Origin of the sequence: Enterobacter sp. KB-221C9, assembly GCF_041320715.1 — a bacterium.
GTDB lineage: Bacteria > Pseudomonadota > Gammaproteobacteria > Enterobacterales > Enterobacteriaceae > Enterobacter > Enterobacter asburiae_D.
This window is the reverse complement of sequence record NZ_JBGIWG010000003.1, coordinates 50,407-66,861: the sequence shown is the minus strand read 5'-3', so window position 1 is coordinate 66,861 and position 16,455 is coordinate 50,407. Positions and strand designations below refer to the sequence as shown.

Genomic DNA, 16,455 nt, shown 5'->3' with positions numbered 1-16,455 from the left:
GTATCTACAGGAGAATCATATGGTTCTGGTAACTCGTCCGGCTCCGGATTTTACAGCTGCAGCAGTTCTGGGCAACGGTGAAATCGTTGAAAACTTCAACTTCAAACAGCACACCAACGGTAAAGCGACCGTTCTGTTCTTCTGGCCAATGGACTTCACTTTCGTTTGCCCGTCTGAGCTGATCGCATTCGACAAACGTTATGAAGAATTCCAGAAGCGTGGCGTAGAAGTTGTTGGCGTCTCCTTCGACTCTGAATTTGTACACAACGCATGGCGTAACACCCCTGTCGACAAAGGCGGCATCGGTGCGGTGAAATACGCAATGGTTGCGGACATCAAACGCGAAATCCAGCAGGCTTACGGTATCGAACATCCGGACGCTGGCGTTGCGCTGCGTGGTTCCTTCCTGATCGACGCAAACGGCATCGTTCGTCACCAGGTTGTGAACGATCTGCCGCTGGGTCGTAACATCGACGAAATGCTGCGCATGGTTGACGCGCTGCAGTTCCACGAAGAGCACGGCGAAGTGTGCCCGGCTCAGTGGGAAAAAGGTAAAGAAGGCATGAACGCGTCTCCGGACGGCGTGGCTAAATACCTGTCTGAGAACGTATCCAGCCTGTAATCGGCACGGTTTACGAAAAAGGCCCCGCTTATGCGGGCCTTTTTTTATGCCTTACGCTGCGTCTCTCGCCAGATGCGCCAGGCCATGCCCGCCAGCAGAACCACGCCCGCAATCAGCACGCCCCACACCAGCAGCGTGTTCATCCTACTCTCCCGCTCGGCCGCAGAGGTGGCCGTCAGACGCCCCTCGCCACCTAATGCGACATCATCCAGAATGTCGGCCTGCGGCAGGGTCGCCATATCATAGGTTTTACGCAGGTCGGCTGGGATCAGCATGCCGGGCTCCACGCTGGCAGGCTTTGCGGCGCCGTTACCCCAGGCGAGCACGTACGGCGCTTTCCCCTGCGCATTGAACACCAGATCGTAGCGGTCGCGATGTCCCGTCACGCTCGGCAGGTATTCTGGCAGACGCGCATTCAGCGTCGTGATTTTCACCGCCTGCACCAGGCCCCCGTTAAGCGAAACCGGCGGCGACGTTTTTCCCTCAAGACGGTAAAGGACCTCTTTTTTCAGGGGGTGCCATGCGTCTTTTTCCGTACTCCGCCACGCTATCTCCACGGGAAGGACGCCATCGCCATTCAGCGAGATGCTGACAGCACTCAGCGGCTGCGGGCGCGCCCAGTGCCACTGCGCTTCGCTTGTCGATAGCTGCTCCCCTTCCCCCTCAAGGTCGACCGCTTCCGGGGCCGCCTGGGCAGGTGCGCTAATTGCGTTTACGCCGGTCAAGGTTATCCCCTGGCTCTGCGCGTTCAGCACCACCATGAGATAGCGATTCGCATCGGGAGATAAAACCGTATCGGTATCGATCCGATCGAGCTTAAGACGATCCTGGCCGCTGACGACGTCCAGCAAGGGCATATCCTCGCGCAGCGTATACCAGCGCTTAAGATCCTCGCTGTAATAGACCGACGCCGTGCCCTGCCACGGCGTCTGAGGGGAATTCCAGAGCAGCTGCAGCTGGGATATGGCCATCTCCCCCGTCGCCTGCTCCGGCAGGGTCAGCAGATAATGTTGCCCGGCTGCGGCGGCTTTTTGCCCCTCCAGCACAATCTCAACGCCGTTTCGGGAACGAAGCAGGATCTTATCGCTATCACCGGATCCTTGCGAAGCCGCAAGCGGCGAGGCGTCCAGCGGGAAGAGGCGCAGCGCGGTGGATTGCGCTGGCGCCTGCGGGCGCGTCGCGCTGACCAGGCTGAAGGGAACCGGCTCGCCCGACTGGTTAAAGACGCGGACATCATGCAGATCCGGCGACGTGCTTTGCTCATAGACGGCGAGCGGCAGCATCACCCGATACCACTGGGAAGGAACAGACGTATCGAGCGAAAGACCAAAAGCATAGTCCCGGGGCGATTCCGTTTGTCCCTCGTCACAAAACGCCGGGCCGGAAAGCGCCAGCAGCGCGGTACAGGCTACCGCTTTCATCCATTTCATTTTTCATCTCCTGTTTTGGGCGGTAGCGGTGAGAAATACCCCACGATCAGAACCAGTATCGCCACGCCGATAAACGCCACCGCGCGGGACAAACCGCCTCCGCCCGCGCTGTCCACCAGCATCAGTTTAACCATCACCACGCCCAGCAGCGCGGCACCGCAGAGCCACTCCTGCCGGGAAGCCCGACGGGTGGCATGGATCATGACCACCAGCGCGATCAGCATCCAGAACAGGGCAAAACTGGTCTGGATAAGCCGCGAATCCCACAGCGATGCCACATTCCAGGCCACGTCGCCGTACCAGGCCAGGGCGCGCATCAGCGCACCGTTCAGCCACCAGAAGCCAAACGCCATCATCGCGACGGCAGGCCACGGTCGGGCCTGCGAGAGCCACGCCGGGTAGTAGCGATCCACAGCCCGATAAAAGACGACCAGCCCCAGCAGCGCGAACGCCGCGCCTTCCTCAAGCGGGTTTACCAGCGGCAGCCAGGTCTGACGATAGACCACGCCGTCCTGGAAATTGGTCACCACCAGCAATACCAGCAGCGCCACGACTACGGGGATCGGTGCCAGGCAGGCGTAGAGCGCAGGCCACTCCCGGAACGGCCACCCGCGACGCCGTACGGCTGCAGAGAGCGCCATAATTACCCCGCCGCCTGCTGCCATCGCTAAACCGCTGCCCCAGGCCGCCATGCCCCACGGCAACGACCGGGCAAACCAGTAAAGCTCAGCGGCCAGCGCCAGCAAAATCATCCAGAACAGCGACAAATGCAGCCCCATCGCGATGCGCGGCAGGAGTTTTTCACCGTCGCGCCGCAACAGCATCAGCGCGGCAGGAAGCGCAACGCACCAGGCCAGATTTGACCACCCGGCGGCAACGATCTGCTGGTGCCAGAGCTGATAACCCACCATCAGCAGCATAACCGGCCACAGCAGCCATTTGCTGGCATCCAGCTCCCGCCACGCCAGACGAGCAGCCACCTGCCGCCAGCCCCAGACCGATGCCGCCGTCAGCGCCAGCACGCCCGCCAGAATCGGTAATTCCTTCGTCAGTGCCAGCTGCGATGCGCCCAATAGCGCCACGAGCCAGAACAGCAGCCCGCCTGCCAGCAGCGCCCGGCTGACCGGCAGAAAGAGAGTCCGCCACAGCCAGGCCGCAGCCAGCCAGCAAAGGCTGAGAATGGAGAAGATCAGCAGCAGGCTCAGCGACGTAACGCCGTTCGTTTGCGCCCACAGCGCGCTGCCGAGCGCCAGCACCAGCAGCGCCGTGCCGCTATAGCTCATGCGACGCTGGTGCTGCTGCACGCCCAGCCAGAGGATACCCAGCCCCTCCAGCGCCCAGGCCATCGCCGTCCAGCGCGCCGACAGCGCCAGCGGAATGGCGAGCGTAGCGAACCCGCCGCCGATGGCCAGCGCCGCCAGGACCAGCGGACGTCCGAGGGAGGGATAGCGCCGCAGCGCAAGGAACGCGAGGGTAAGATAAAATGCGCCGTATCCCAGCGCGCTCAGGGCCGGGCCATATTCCCAGTGCCGGGTCATGCCGTACTGCATTCCGAAACCGATCAGCGGCGGGGCAAACAGCAGCACGCCGTCGATAATCTGCTTCCCTTTCTCCTGCGCCCGCAGCGACAGCGCCACGCTCAGGACGCCGAATATCAGCGTATTGGCAATCAGGAACAGCTGGCAGACCCAATAGTCTTCAGGCTGGTAGTCATTCAGCCCCCACAGGCCGCCCACGCCGAACGTAAACAGCAGCCCGAGCAGATTCAGCTCGCGCCAGTGCTGCCAGATGCTGATAGCGAGAATGCCGATGGAAAGCAGGAGATAGAAAGAGAACAGCGCGACAAAGCTGCCGCCCCCGGTGGACAACAGCAGCGGCGCAAGATACCCGCCGAGGCTCGCCAGCATGGCGAGGCTCAGCGCCTTCTGCAGCACCGCCAGCCCGACGCTCGCCGCGCATATCACCACCAGAAGCGCAAAGGCCAGCGTCATCGGCAGCATTTGCCAGAGCCGAAATGCGCCAAATACCGTGAGGTAGAGCACGCCGGTCGCCCCGCCCTGGAGGATCAGCGCATAGACACGCTGCCTGTGCCGCAGCCGCCACCCGACCGCCAGCAGAACGATGGCAAACAGCGCCGTTGCCACGAGGCGCAGCTCAAGCGGGAACAGGGAGTGTTCAACGGTATAACGCAGCAGGAATGAAAGACCGAGGAAGAGCAGCAGGATCCCAAGCTTCGCCAGCGGATTACCCTGCATGAACCAGCGTACCAGCGACGTCAGAATGCCGCCAAAGGCAGAAGGCTGTTTTGCCGCAGGCGCCATGGCCGGGGCGGGTTCTGCCACGGAAGCGGGGGTATCGGGGCGCCAGGGGTCGACAGGCGCGGGAGCGTCCTCAACCGCAGGCGCGGTCACAGCCACCGGTGCGGTGGCCTGCACCGGCTCCGGCGCGCTTTCAGCCACGCCGCGCTGCTCAAGCGCCTCAATGCGCTGGCGTAGCCGGGCGATCTCCTGTCGCGCCGCCGTACTTCGATTAAAGCCTATAACCGCAAGCACGGGTGCCACCACCAGCGCAAAAACCAGGAACAAACAGCCAAGGATGTAAAGCTCGTCCATGTTTCCACCTTCACCGTAAACGATCCGTTAAGATTGACACAAATAATTGCATTTGCGCCATCTTAAAAGGTGGAAACATTAGCAGGTCTTAGCTGCCGGACCAGATCGTCGCGGATACCGCAGGCAGCGCCAGCACGCCGTCCTGTATCGTTGCCTTGCCCTCTTTATTCTTCCACATAGCCACTTTAAGCAGCGGTGAATCATCCAGCACCACTTCGCAGGCTTCGCCCCGGTTAATCGCCACCAGCACGCGCTGCTGGTTATAGACGCGAGCAAACACCACCACGTTATCGTGGGCGTACACCACCTGACAGCCGCCGTAGCGCAGGGCGAGACTCTGCTTGCGCAGCTTCGCCAGCCGCTGATACAGGCTGAACAGCACCTTGTCCTGTTTCGCTGGCTCCCACGGGAAGGTTTTGCGGCAGAACGGATCGTTGTTGCCGTCCAGCCCCACTTCGTCACCATAATAGATGCACGGCACGCCCGGCCAGGTGAAGAGCCAGGTCACCGCCAGCGGCAGACGCGCCACATCCTTGCCGAGCAGCGATTTAAAGCGGGCGGTATCGTGGCTATCGAGCTGGTTAAACATCCGCAGCTGCTGCTGATGAGACAGACCGGCGCGATAGTTCTCCATCCACGCCATGCAGGTTTCCGCGTCGATATGATTCGGATCGTAGGAGATATCGGTGTTAGCGAGGAACCCCCACAGCGGGAAGGTAAAGCCACGATAGTTCATCGCCGCATCTTCCGCATCGGCCTGCAGCCACTGGCGCGCGTCGCCAAAGTGTTCGCCAAAGACGAACGCCTCCGGCTGGGCCGCTTTTGCCGAGCGAGCGATCCCGGCGACGTGCTGAAGGTTATTCCGCGCCCCGCCCGCTTCGCCGAGCATATGCACCACGTCCAGACGCCAGCCGTCCATATTCCACGGCGCCTTCAGCCAGTGGCGCACGATGCTGTCTTCGCCGCCGTAGATTTCATTCACGAGCGTTGGCGACTGGAAATCCAGCTTCGGCAGGCTGGCGTAACCCAGCCAGTCCAGCGCGCGGCCCTCTTCGTTAAAGCTGTACCAGTCGCGCTGCGGCGAGTCCGGGTTATGACATGCCCCGCCCATCGACTGATTATGGCGGTCAAACCAGGCGTGCGAATCTCCGCTGTGGTTGAACACGCCGTCCAGAATCAGGCGCATGCCTTCGTTTTGGGTGTTCTTACGCAGGCGCAGCAGCGCCTCGTCACCGCCAAACTGCGCGTCAACGTGGCGATAATCTTCGGTATCGTATTTGTGCACGCTCGGGGCTTTAAACACCGGGTTAAGATACAGCGCCGTCACGCCGAGATTTTTCAGGTACGGCAGCTTTTCGCTGATGCCGTCGAGATCGCCGCCGTAAAAGGTCGAGCCGCCCGCCTGCGCGGTTAACGGATCGTCCCACGCTTTCAGGATAATGTCATGGCCCGCCGCATGGTGGTGATAGATCTTATCCTGGTCAGCGGTGCGCTTTTCGCTGCGCGCAAAACGGTCCGGGAAAATCTGGTAAAAGACCTGATCGTTAACCCACTGCGGGCCGTTATCCGGGTAATCGACCGCAAACTGCTCCAGCCGTGCGGGCGGGAAACGGCTAAACCCCTGCGGGGTAAACCACAGCTGGCGGTTATTCCACAGCAGTTTGAAGCTATATCGGCGGCGCGGCTGTCCGCTATTCAGGTCGATATTCGCACGCCACACCGTGATCCCCGGCTGCGGCTGGCTGCGCAGCTTGTGCATTTTCAGCGACGTTTCTTCGTTATCCACTTCGGCGCGGAGCGTCACGCGTTCAGGCTGATTTTCCCCCGCCAGCCAGAGCGTAATCACAAGGTTGTCTTTGTTTTGCTTAACAAATGGGGCAACCGGAAGGTGCCAGGCATTTAACATCACGAATCCCCTTTGATGAAATTGACGTCACCTTGCCACAGGGTGGTTAAGGATAGCTCATCACGTTCGGGATTATTGGGGGAGGAGAAAGGAGGAGGAGGCATCAGTGCGGCCTGATGCCCTCACCCCAACCCTCTCCCACAGGGAGAGGGAGAAAAAAGATTACTGTGCTTCCGCCAGCTGACGGTCACGGCGGCATTTAAACACCCAGCCCACCAGCAGCAGCACGATCCACGCGCAGCCCACGTACAGGGAAATGCGGGTATCCGGATGGTAGCCAATCAGGCCAATGATAAATACCAGGAAGATCAGCCCGACGACGGTTGTCGCAACGCCGCCCGGTACTTTGAACTTCAGCGCTTTCGCCTCATCCGGCGACAGACGGCGGCGGAAGGCAATCTGCGACAGCAGGATCATAATCCACACCCACACCGTCGCGAAGGTCGCCAGCGATGCAATCACCAGGAAGACGTTTTCCGGCATGATGTAGTTCAGGTAAACCGAGAACAGCAGCGCCACGGTCATGACCACGACGGTCACCCACGGCGTGCCGCGGCGTGAGGTTTTGGCGAACACCTTCGGCGCGCTGCCCTGCTCCGCCATGCCGTGGAGCATACGGCCCACGCCAAACACGTCACTGTTAATCGCGGAAAGCGACGCGGTGAGCACCACAAAGTTCAAAATGCTGGCCGCAAACGCAATGCCCATATGCTGGAAGGTCAGCACAAACGGGCTACCGTTGGTGCCCACCTGATTCCACGGGTAGATGGACATAATCACGAACAGCGTACCCACGTAGAACACCAGAATACGCATCGGCACCGAGTTGATGGCACGCGGAATGGACTTCTCCGGATCTTTCGCTTCCCCGGCGGTGATACCGATAATTTCGATGCCGCCGTAGGCGAACATCACCATCTGCAGCGACATGACCATCCCGAGCCAGCCGTTGCTGAAGAAGCCACCGTTGCTCCAGAGGTTATGGATGCCGGTCGGCTGACCGCCGTTACCGATACCCCAGATGATGATGCCGAAACCGGCGAGGATCATGATGATGATGGTGGCGACCTTGAAGAAGGAGAACCAGAACTCCAGCTCGCCAAACACCTTCACGCTCATCAGGTTAACGGCGCAAATGATCAGCACCACGCTCAGCACCCATATCCAGTGCGGCACCGCCGGGAACCAGACGCCCATATAGATGCCAAAGGCCGTCACGTCGGCAATCGCCACAATCAGGATTTCAAAGCAGTAGGTCCAGCCGGTGATAAACCCGGCCAGCGGGCCGAGGTTTTCCTGCGCGTAGCGGGAAAACGAGCTGGCGGACGGGTTGTGAACCGACATTTCGCCGAGGGCGCGCATGATGATATACGCCGCCACGCCGCCGATGATGTACGCCAGCAGAACGCTGGGACCGGCCATTTTGATGGCATCTGCCGAGCCATAAAAAAGACCGGTGCCGATAGCAGAGCCCAGCGCCATAAAGCGGATGTGGCGCGTGCTCAATCCACGTTTAAGTTTGTTAGTGCTTTCCATTTAAATCTTGCCATTCAACACGGAAAAAACAAAAAACCACGGGGCCTTAAGCCCCGTGGTTAAACAGTTTGTTGCCGTTGATTAATGAGCGTTCGATGTGACCTGACGCCCTGCAGCACGGTCCCAGATAATGGCCAAAACCAGTGCAACAACGGTAGGCATCAACCAGGCCAGACCCTGCTCGGACAGCGGCAGACGCTGTGTCCATGCCGGCAGTATGTGCGCGAAAGCTGATGCTTTAATCCCGTCAAGGATACCAAAAATCAGGCTGATAAACATGGCTGGCGCAATAATTCGTGAAGAGTTGTTCCACCACGGGCGAGTAAAGCTCAGCACCACCAGCACGATACACGGCGGATAAATCGCCGTCAGCACCGGAATCGAGACCTGAATCAGGTGGCTCAGACCGAGGTTTGACACCGCCATAGAGAAGATGCCGAGGATAAACACCAGCGTGCGGTAAGAGAGCGGCAGATACTGCGCAAAGAACTCTGCGCAGGCGCAGGTCAGGCCAACCGCGGTGACCAGACAGGCCAGGAAGATGAGCGCCGCCAGCAGCATACTGCCCGCACCGCCGAAGGTGTGCTGAACGTAGGCGTGCAGGATAGCCGCACCGTTAGCGTTCTGATCGACCAGCATGGCGCTGTCGGAGCCCAGACGGAACAGCGCCAGATACAGCAGCGTCAGACCCACGCCGGCCATCAGGCCAGCCCAGATGGTATAGCGGGTCAGCAGACGCGCTTCGGTCACACCGCGGGAACGCGCGGCGTTAACGATAACGATACCAAACACCATCGCGCCCAGCGTATCCATCGTCAGGTAGCCGTTCACAAAGCCGTTAGAGAACGCGGCGTTTTTATAGGCGTCCATCGCGTCGCTAATCGGGCCTGCGGGCCACACGATGGCCGCTACCGCCAGAACAATCAGCGCCACAATTTTAAGCGGAGCCAGGAAGTTACCCACGGTATCCAGCAGCTTGCCCGGATAGAGGGAAACCAGAATCACGATCGCGAAGTAGATCAGGCTGTAGATAAACAGCGGCATCGCACCGTCACCGGTCAGGGGAGCAATACCCACTTCGAAGGACACGGTTGCCGTACGCGGGGTCGCAAACAGCGGGCCAACGGCCAGATAGCAGACGGTTGCCAGCAGAACGCCCGCCACTTTGCCAATCGGGGTGCTGAGGCTATCTACGCCGCCGCCGACTTTCGCCAGCGCGACGACGGTCAGTACCGGTAGACCCACGGCAGTAATCAGGAAACCAAACGCGGCGGTCCAGACGTGTTCACCCGCCTGTAAGCCAACCATTGGAGGAAAAATGATGTTGCCTGCGCCAACGAACAGCGCAAATGTCATAAAGCCCAGCGCGATGATGTCACGCGATTTTAAGTGATGGGTCATAAAAACTTACTGCCTGTGGATGTGGTGTTGAAAACATTGAGATTTTCGATATCCCTCACGGGACGATACAGCCGAAAATTTACTCAATTTCAGCGGGAAATGCTCCCGTCCTGGCGTGGAGAAGAATAGTTTTTCGATTTACCACGCAAATACAGTCGGTCTGACAGTATCTGGGGGGCAATTTAAACGCTTATAACGTTTAAAGGCAAGGTGGGATCGCAAAACCAGAACAATATGCCATCATGAAAATACGCACTAGCACAATACGCTATTTATAAGAAAAACCCATGGCTAATCATGCGAACAAAAAACAGCCAGCCGTATAAAATTCATCCGCGTTTCGCTTGACTGCAAAGCAAACGGGCCAGCAGACGCTGACCCGTGGAAAGGTAAAATGACACACCTGCCGTCAGGCGATCTTTTTGGCAATTAATCGTTCCGGGATCACGAAGCTGAAGCGGGTTCCTTTACCCAGCGTACTCTGGATATCGAGACGGCTTTCATGGTGATTTACCGCGTGTTTAACAATCGCCAGCCCCAGGCCGCTTCCCCCGGTCTGCCGGGATCGCGCTTTATCCACACGGTAAAAACGCTCGGTCAGACGCGGAATATGCTCAGGCGCGATCCCCGGCCCGTTGTCTTCCACGCTAAACTCCGCCCCCGTTGGGGTATGGTGCCAGCGCACCACGATATCCGTCCCCTCCGGCGTATGATTTACTGCGTTATACACCAGGTTGGAAATGGCGCTACGCAGTTGATCTTCGCTGCCCAGCACCTTCAGCGTGTTGTCGACCTCAAAGGTCAGGTGATGCTTTTTGTGGCTTAACGTCTGCGCTTCACGCTCAACGACCCGCAGCATCATCGGGACATCAATGGTCTCATTTAGCGCAAGCGTTGGCGCCGCTTCAATCTTCGATAGCGTCAGCAGCTGCTTCACCAGCCCTTCCATCCTGTGCGTTTGCTCGCGCATGGTGTGCAGCGCTTTTTCACGCGGCGCGCCTTCAAGCGTTTGCTCCTGCATCATCTCCAGGTAGCCCTGAAGCACGGTCAACGGGGTACGCAGTTCGTGACTGACGTTGGCGAAGAAGTTGCGACGCGCCCCTTCCAGCTGGTGCATTTGGGTGACATCGCGCGCCACCATCAGCCACTGCTTATCGCTGTAGGGCATCACGCGGATTTCCAGATGGCGACCATTATTGAGCTTCAGATTATGCGGGCGGGTAAAATCACGCGTTTTCAGATACTGCGTGAACTCGGGATAGCGCAGAAGGTTGAGGATATTCTGACCATTATCGTCGGGCCAGCGCAGGCCCAGCAGCTGTTGTGCAAGGCCGTTACACCAGAAGATTGTCCCTTCTTCGGTCGTCAGAATAACGGCATCCGGCAGCGACTCTGCACCGCTGCGAAAACGCTTAATCAGGCTTCCCAGCTCGCGGCGACGCTTTTTATTACGCATCTGCATCTGATGCAGACCGTACAGCAGCGGCTCCCAGCTGCCGCTTCCCGGCGGCGGCGTCATGCTTCGGTCAACCCACAGCCACCAGGAGAGGCGCAGCAGGTTCCAGAAGTGCCAGATCAGCAGCCCGGTGACCGACGCCAGCAGAAACCACGGCAGGTGTCCAAGAAAGGCCCCCAGAAGGAAGGCCGGAATACAGCATAAGATCAGTTCAAAGACGAGCCTTTTCCATGACAGACGTTCCAGCACGCGTCACACTCCTGTCATTGTTCAGAAACGGGTAGAAAAACGATAACCCGTGCCGCGGACCGTCTGCACCATGCGATCGTGGCCGCTCAGTTCCAGCGCTTTTCGCAGGCGGCGAATATGTACGTCAACCGTCCGGTCTTCGACATACACGTTAGTTCCCCAGACGTTATTCAGCAACTGCTCGCGGCTGTACACGCGTTCCGGGTGGGTCATAAAGAAGTGCAGGAGTTTAAATTCGGTAGGCCCCATGTCGAGGGGATTTTCACCGGTCATCACGCGGTGTGAGGTGGGGTCAAGTCTCAGCCCCTGCATCTCTATCACCTCTTCCACCGCCATCGGCGAAATTCGGCGCATCACGGCTTTAATGCGGGCAACCAGCTCTTTTGGGGAGAACGGTTTAGTAATGTAATCGTCCGCGCCGGTCTCCAGACCGCGAACGCGATCCTCTTCTTCTCCGCGCGCCGTGAGCATCACCACCGGGATGTCACGGGTCAGCGCCTCGCGCTTCAGGTGTTTGATAAACTGCAGTCCGGAGCCGCCGGGCAACATCCAGTCCAGCAGAATCAGATCGGGCCAGGGTTCATTCAGCTGGTTCACTGCGCTGTCATAATCTTCCGCTTCAACCGGCTGGAAGCCGTTTTGCTCGAGCACGAAGCACACCATTTCACGAATTGGAGCTTCATCTTCTACGACCAGAATACGTCTCGCCATACTTTGCCCTGTCTTATCTTATTTAAGTTACAAGTTTGTAATTCGGCGCCATTATGCGTCAGATTTATGACAGATTTATGAAAAACAGTACCACGATAACGGGCAAACCGTTGTTTTATTACAGCGGTTATTTTCCCGTCTCTGAAGGTTTATAATCCTGCTTTCTCTTTTTTGCCACGGATCAGCTATGCGCATACTTCACACCTCGGACTGGCATCTGGGTCAAAATTTTTACAGCAAAAGCCGTGCGGCTGAACATGAAGCCTTCCTGAACTGGCTGCTGGAAACGGCCAGGACGCACGAGGTGGACGCGATTATTGTGGCGGGTGACATCTTTGATACCGGCTCGCCCCCCAGCTATGCGCGTGAATTGTATAACCGCTTTGTGGTGAATCTGCAGCAAACCGGCTGTCATCTGGTGATTGTCGCCGGTAACCACGATTCCGTCGCGACGCTCAATGAATCCCGCGACATCCTGGCATTTCTCAATACCACCGTCGTCGCCAGCGCCGGGCACGCTCCGCAGATCCTGAAAAAACGCGACGGCACGCCGGGGGCGGTGCTGTGTCCCATTCCGTTTTTGCGTCCGCGCGATATTGTGCAAAGCCAGGCGGGACTTTCCGGCGGCGAAAAGCAACAGCATCTGTTACAGGCCATCACCGACTATTATCACCAGCAGCATGCCGATGCCTGCGCCCTGCGCGGCGACCAGCCGATTCCGGTGATTGCGACCGGGCATCTCACCACCGTCGGGGCCAGTAAAAGTGACGCCGTACGTGACATCTATATCGGTACGCTGGACGCCTTTCCGGCGCAGAACTTCCCGCCAGCCGACTACATTGCGCTCGGACACATTCACCGGGCGCAGATCGTCGGCGGCAGCGAGCACATCCGCTACTGCGGCTCGCCTGTTTCGCTCAGCTTTGACGAAACGGGCAAGGCCAAATCCGTCCATCTGGTGAGCTTCTCCGAGGGAAAACTCCGCGCCGTCGAAACGCTGGAGGTGCCCGTCACCCAGCCGCTGGCGGTGCTAAAGGGCGATCTCGACGCCATTACCGCCCAGCTTGAGCAGTGGCGCGGCGCGGCGCTTAACCCGCCCGTCTGGCTGGATATCGAAATCACCACCGATGACTACCTGCACGATATGCAGCGTAAAATTCAGGCGCTGACGGAAGATTTGCCTGTCGAAGTCTTACTGGTACGCCGCAGCCGCGAGCAGCGCGAGAAAATTCTGTTAAGCGCTCAACGGGAAACGCTCAGTGAGCTGCGGGTTGAAGAGGTGTTTGAACGCAGGCTCTCGCAGGAGGAAATTGACGACGCGAAGCGCGCAAGGCTCAGCGAACTGTTCAGCCATACCCTGCATGCGCTCAATGATGAGGAAGAAAACGCATGAAAATTTTGAGCCTGCGCCTGAAAAATCTCAACTCCCTCAAGGGCGAGTGGAAAATTGACTTTACCTCGGAGCCGTTTGCCAGCAACGGTCTGTTTGCCATCACCGGCGCGACCGGGGCAGGTAAAACCACCCTGCTTGACGCCATCTGTCTGGCGCTTTATCACGAAACGCCGCGACTGCAGAAGGTTTCTCAGGCGCAAAACGACCTGATGACGCGCGACACCGCCGAGTGCCTGGCGGAAGTGGAGTTCGAGGTAAAAGGCACAGCCTATCGCGCCTTCTGGAGCCAGAACCGCGCGCGCAACCAGCCGGATGGAAACCTGCAGGCGCCGCGCGTGGAGCTGGCGCGCTGCGAAGATGGCAAAATCCTCGCCGACAAAGTGACGGACAAGCTGGAGCAAACCGCTGCGCTCACCGGGCTGGACTATGGCCGCTTTACCCGCTCAATGCTGCTCTCACAGGGGCAGTTTGCCGCCTTTCTTAATGCCAAACCGAGCGATCGCGCCGAGCTGCTGGAAGAGCTGACCGGCACCGAGATCTACGGCCAGATTTCCGCCATGGTGTTTGAAAAACACAAAGCCGCCCGCAGCGTGCTTGAAAAATGCGAGGCGCAGGCGGCGGGCGTCGTGCTGCTGAGCGAAGAGCAACAGCAGCAGTTACAGCAAAGTTTGCAGGCACTTACTGACGAAGAGAAAATCCTGCTGGTTCAGCAGCAAAGCCAGCAGAAAGATTTTCAGTGGCTTACGCGCCATGACGAGCTCGTACTTGAGCAACAGCGCGTCACCGCGATGCAGCAGCAGGCGCAACAGGCGCTGACAAACGCTGCGCCAGAGCTGGCAAAGCTCCAGCTCGCTCTGCCCGCCGCCCAGCTTCGACCGCTTTGGGAGCACCAGCAGGAGCAAACCGCGCGCCTGAAGCAAACCCAGCAGCGAATTATCGAAGTAAATACTCGCTTACAAGCCAAAACCGCACTGCGCGCGCGGATCCGTCATACCGCCCAGCGGAATCATGAGCAGCTTCAGACCGAACTGACGGCGCTGGCGCAGTGGCTGGCGGATCACGAGCGCTATCGCCTGCTGGGGCAGGAGATTGCAGGCTGGCGCGCCCAGCTCTCGCAGCTTAACCGCGATAAAACGCAGTTAGCCTCGCTTGCTGCGAAGATGAGTGAATTACGCAACAGGCTGGCTGAGATGCCGGAAAATGCGCTGACCCTGACGGCGGATGAGGTCAGCGCGGCCATGGAGCAGCAGTCCCGGTCACGCACGCTGCGCCAGCGGCTAACGTCGCTGCATGCCCGCTATCAGCCGCTGCAAAAGCGCCTGCGCCAGAGCGGTGAAAGCGCGCAGAAGGCCCAGGCCGATCAACATAAACTCAATGAAACGCTGACGCTCCGCCGCCAGCAGTACAAAGAGAAACACCAGCACTATCTGGACCTGAAGGCCCTGTGCGAACGTGAAGCGACGATTAAAGACCTGGAAAGCTATCGTTCCCGGCTTGAGGCAGGCAAACCCTGTCCGCTGTGCGGTTCCAGCGAGCACCCCGCCGTTGAGCAATACCAGTCGCTTGAGCTGACGGATAACCAGCGCCGCCGCGATGCCCTGGAAAAAGAGGTCGCCGCGCTTAAAGAGGAAGGCCTGCTGGTGCTGGGACAGGTTAATGCCCTGACTCAGCAGATCCAGCGCGAGTCAGACGAAGCGCAGACTCTCTCTCAGGAAGAGCAAGCACTCACTAAAGAGTGGCAGGAAGCCTGCGCGTCCCTGAACATCGCGTTGAATATTCAGGAAGATATCACGCCATGGATGAACGAGCAGGAACAGTACGAGCGCCAGCTTTATCAGCTCAGCCAGCGTCTGACCCTGCAAAACCAGCTGAACGAGCAGGAAGTGCAGGAGCGGCAGTATCAGCAGCAGCTGACGGCCGCACGCCAGGCGCTGGAACACACCCTGCTCTCGCTATCGCTTAACGTACCTGAAGACGGTAATGAAGCCGCCTGGCTCCACGCCCGCGAAGCGGAATTCGCGCAGTGGCAGGAGAAACAAACCCAGCACGGCGTGCTTCTGGAACGCATAAACGCTCTCAAGCCGCTGCTCGACACGCTTCCGGAAACGCACAGCGAAGAGGCCGAACCGGCCATTCCGGACGGCTGGCGCGACGTGCACGACGAATGCGTGTCGCTACAGAGCCAGCTCACCGCGCAGCAGCAGCAGGAAACGCTGGAGCAAGAGCGCCTGCAGCAGTCGCAGACGCAGTTCACCGCGGCGCTCACAGCGAGCTGCTTTGCCGATCGGGAGGCGTTCCTTGCCGCGCTGCTGGATGACGACGCTATTCGCCACCTCGAACAGCTGAAACAGTCGCTGGAAAGCCAGATACAGCAGGCCGCGGCCCTTTCCGGACAGGCTAACCAGCAGCTGCAGGCCCATCAGGCTCTACGGCCGGAAGGGCTCGACGCCGATGCTCCTGCGCTGCAAAGCCAGCTGCAGCAGCTGGCGCAACGGCTTCGCGAGAACACGACGCATCAGGGCGAGATCCGCCAGCAGCTCAAGCAGGACAGCGATAACCGTCAGCACCAGCTGGCGTTGATGCAGCAAATTGAAGAGGCCGCGCGCCAGGCGGACGACTGGGGTTATCTGAACGCGCTGATCGGCTCCAGCACCGGCGACAAGTTCCGTAAGTTCGCGCAGGGGCTGACGCTGGACAATCTTGTCTGGCTTGCAAACCAGCAGCTTAACCGCCTACACGGGCGCTATTTGTTACAGCGCAAGGCCAGCGACGCGCTGGAGCTGGAAGTGGTCGATACGTGGCAGGCGGATGCGGTGCGCGATACCCGCACGCTCTCGGGCGGCGAGAGCTTCCTCGTCAGCCTGGCGCTGGCGCTGGCCCTTTCCGACCTGGTGAGTCATAAGACGCGGATCGATTCCCTGTTTCTGGATGAAGGGTTCGGCACGCTCGACAGTGAAACGCTGGATACCGCGCTGGATGCGCTCGACGCGCTGAACGCCACCGGGAAAACCATCGGCGTGATCAGCCACGTTGAGGCGATGAAAGAGCGCATTCCGGTGCAGATCAAGGTGAAGAAGATTAACGGGCTGGGGTATAGCAGGCTGGACAGAGAATTTGCGGTGCAGTAAAGGTCCACTCC

10 protein-coding genes are annotated in these 16,455 nt (G+C 59.1%); 3 read left to right on the top strand and 7 right to left on the bottom strand.

Annotation, left to right across the window (positions count from 1 at the left end):
• Window positions 1–19: 19 nt before the first annotated feature.
• A complete protein-coding gene (locus tag AB8846_RS04405) occupies window positions 20–622 on the top strand; it encodes a peroxiredoxin (RefSeq protein ID WP_014168840.1) in 603 nt (200 codons plus the stop codon).
• Window positions 623–666: 44 nt separating this feature from the next.
• Here the strand turns inward: AB8846_RS04405 and AB8846_RS04400 are convergent, their stop codons facing one another.
• The 7 genes from AB8846_RS04400 to phoB all read right to left on the bottom strand — a co-directional run bounded on the left by AB8846_RS04400 (window position 667) and on the right by phoB (window position 11,923).
• On the bottom strand, window positions 667–2,052 hold the full coding sequence (locus tag AB8846_RS04400) for a DUF3999 domain-containing protein (RefSeq protein ID WP_370732160.1): 1,386 nt from the start codon (window positions 2,050–2,052) through the stop codon (window positions 667–669).
• Window positions 2,049–4,664: a DUF2339 domain-containing protein gene (locus AB8846_RS04395; protein WP_370732159.1), complete on the bottom strand. Its 2,616-nt coding sequence runs from the start codon at window positions 4,662–4,664 to the stop codon at window positions 2,049–2,051. Before AB8846_RS04395 ends, AB8846_RS04400 begins: the two co-directional genes overlap by 4 nt.
• A gap of 88 nt (window positions 4,665–4,752) precedes the next feature.
• On the bottom strand, window positions 4,753–6,570 hold the full coding sequence (gene malZ / locus AB8846_RS04390; protein WP_370732158.1) for a maltodextrin glucosidase: 1,818 nt from the start codon (window positions 6,568–6,570) through the stop codon (window positions 4,753–4,755).
• A gap of 162 nt (window positions 6,571–6,732) precedes the next feature.
• Entirely contained in the window at window positions 6,733–8,106 is a 1,374-nt protein-coding gene (proY, locus tag AB8846_RS04385) for a proline-specific permease ProY (protein ID WP_063144791.1), read from the bottom strand.
• 81 nt (window positions 8,107–8,187) lie between these two features.
• Window positions 8,188–9,507, bottom strand: coding sequence for a branched-chain amino acid transporter carrier protein BrnQ (brnQ, locus tag AB8846_RS04380; protein WP_370732156.1), 1,320 nt, complete (start codon window positions 9,505–9,507; stop codon window positions 8,188–8,190).
• Window positions 9,508–9,916: 409 nt separating this feature from the next.
• Entirely contained in the window at window positions 9,917–11,212 is a 1,296-nt protein-coding gene (phoR, locus tag AB8846_RS04375; protein WP_063144792.1) for a phosphate regulon sensor histidine kinase PhoR, read from the bottom strand.
• Window positions 11,213–11,233: 21 nt separating this feature from the next.
• Entirely contained in the window at window positions 11,234–11,923 is a 690-nt protein-coding gene (gene phoB, locus AB8846_RS04370) for a phosphate response regulator transcription factor PhoB (RefSeq protein ID WP_370732155.1), read from the bottom strand.
• A 187-nt stretch (window positions 11,924–12,110) separates the two neighbouring features.
• On the opposite strand from phoB, the gene sbcD reads away from it, so the two are divergent.
• Both sbcD and sbcC read left to right on the top strand, forming a co-directional pair.
• Window positions 12,111–13,316: an exonuclease subunit SbcD gene (gene sbcD, locus AB8846_RS04365; RefSeq protein WP_370732154.1), complete on the top strand. Its 1,206-nt coding sequence runs from the start codon at window positions 12,111–12,113 to the stop codon at window positions 13,314–13,316.
• Window positions 13,313–16,444 carry an exonuclease subunit SbcC gene (sbcC, locus tag AB8846_RS04360; protein WP_370732153.1) on the top strand — a complete coding sequence of 1,044 codons (3,132 nt, stop codon included), beginning with the start codon at window positions 13,313–13,315 and terminating at the stop codon, window positions 16,442–16,444. Before sbcD ends, sbcC begins: the two co-directional genes overlap by 4 nt.
• Window positions 16,445–16,455 lie beyond the last annotated feature (11 nt).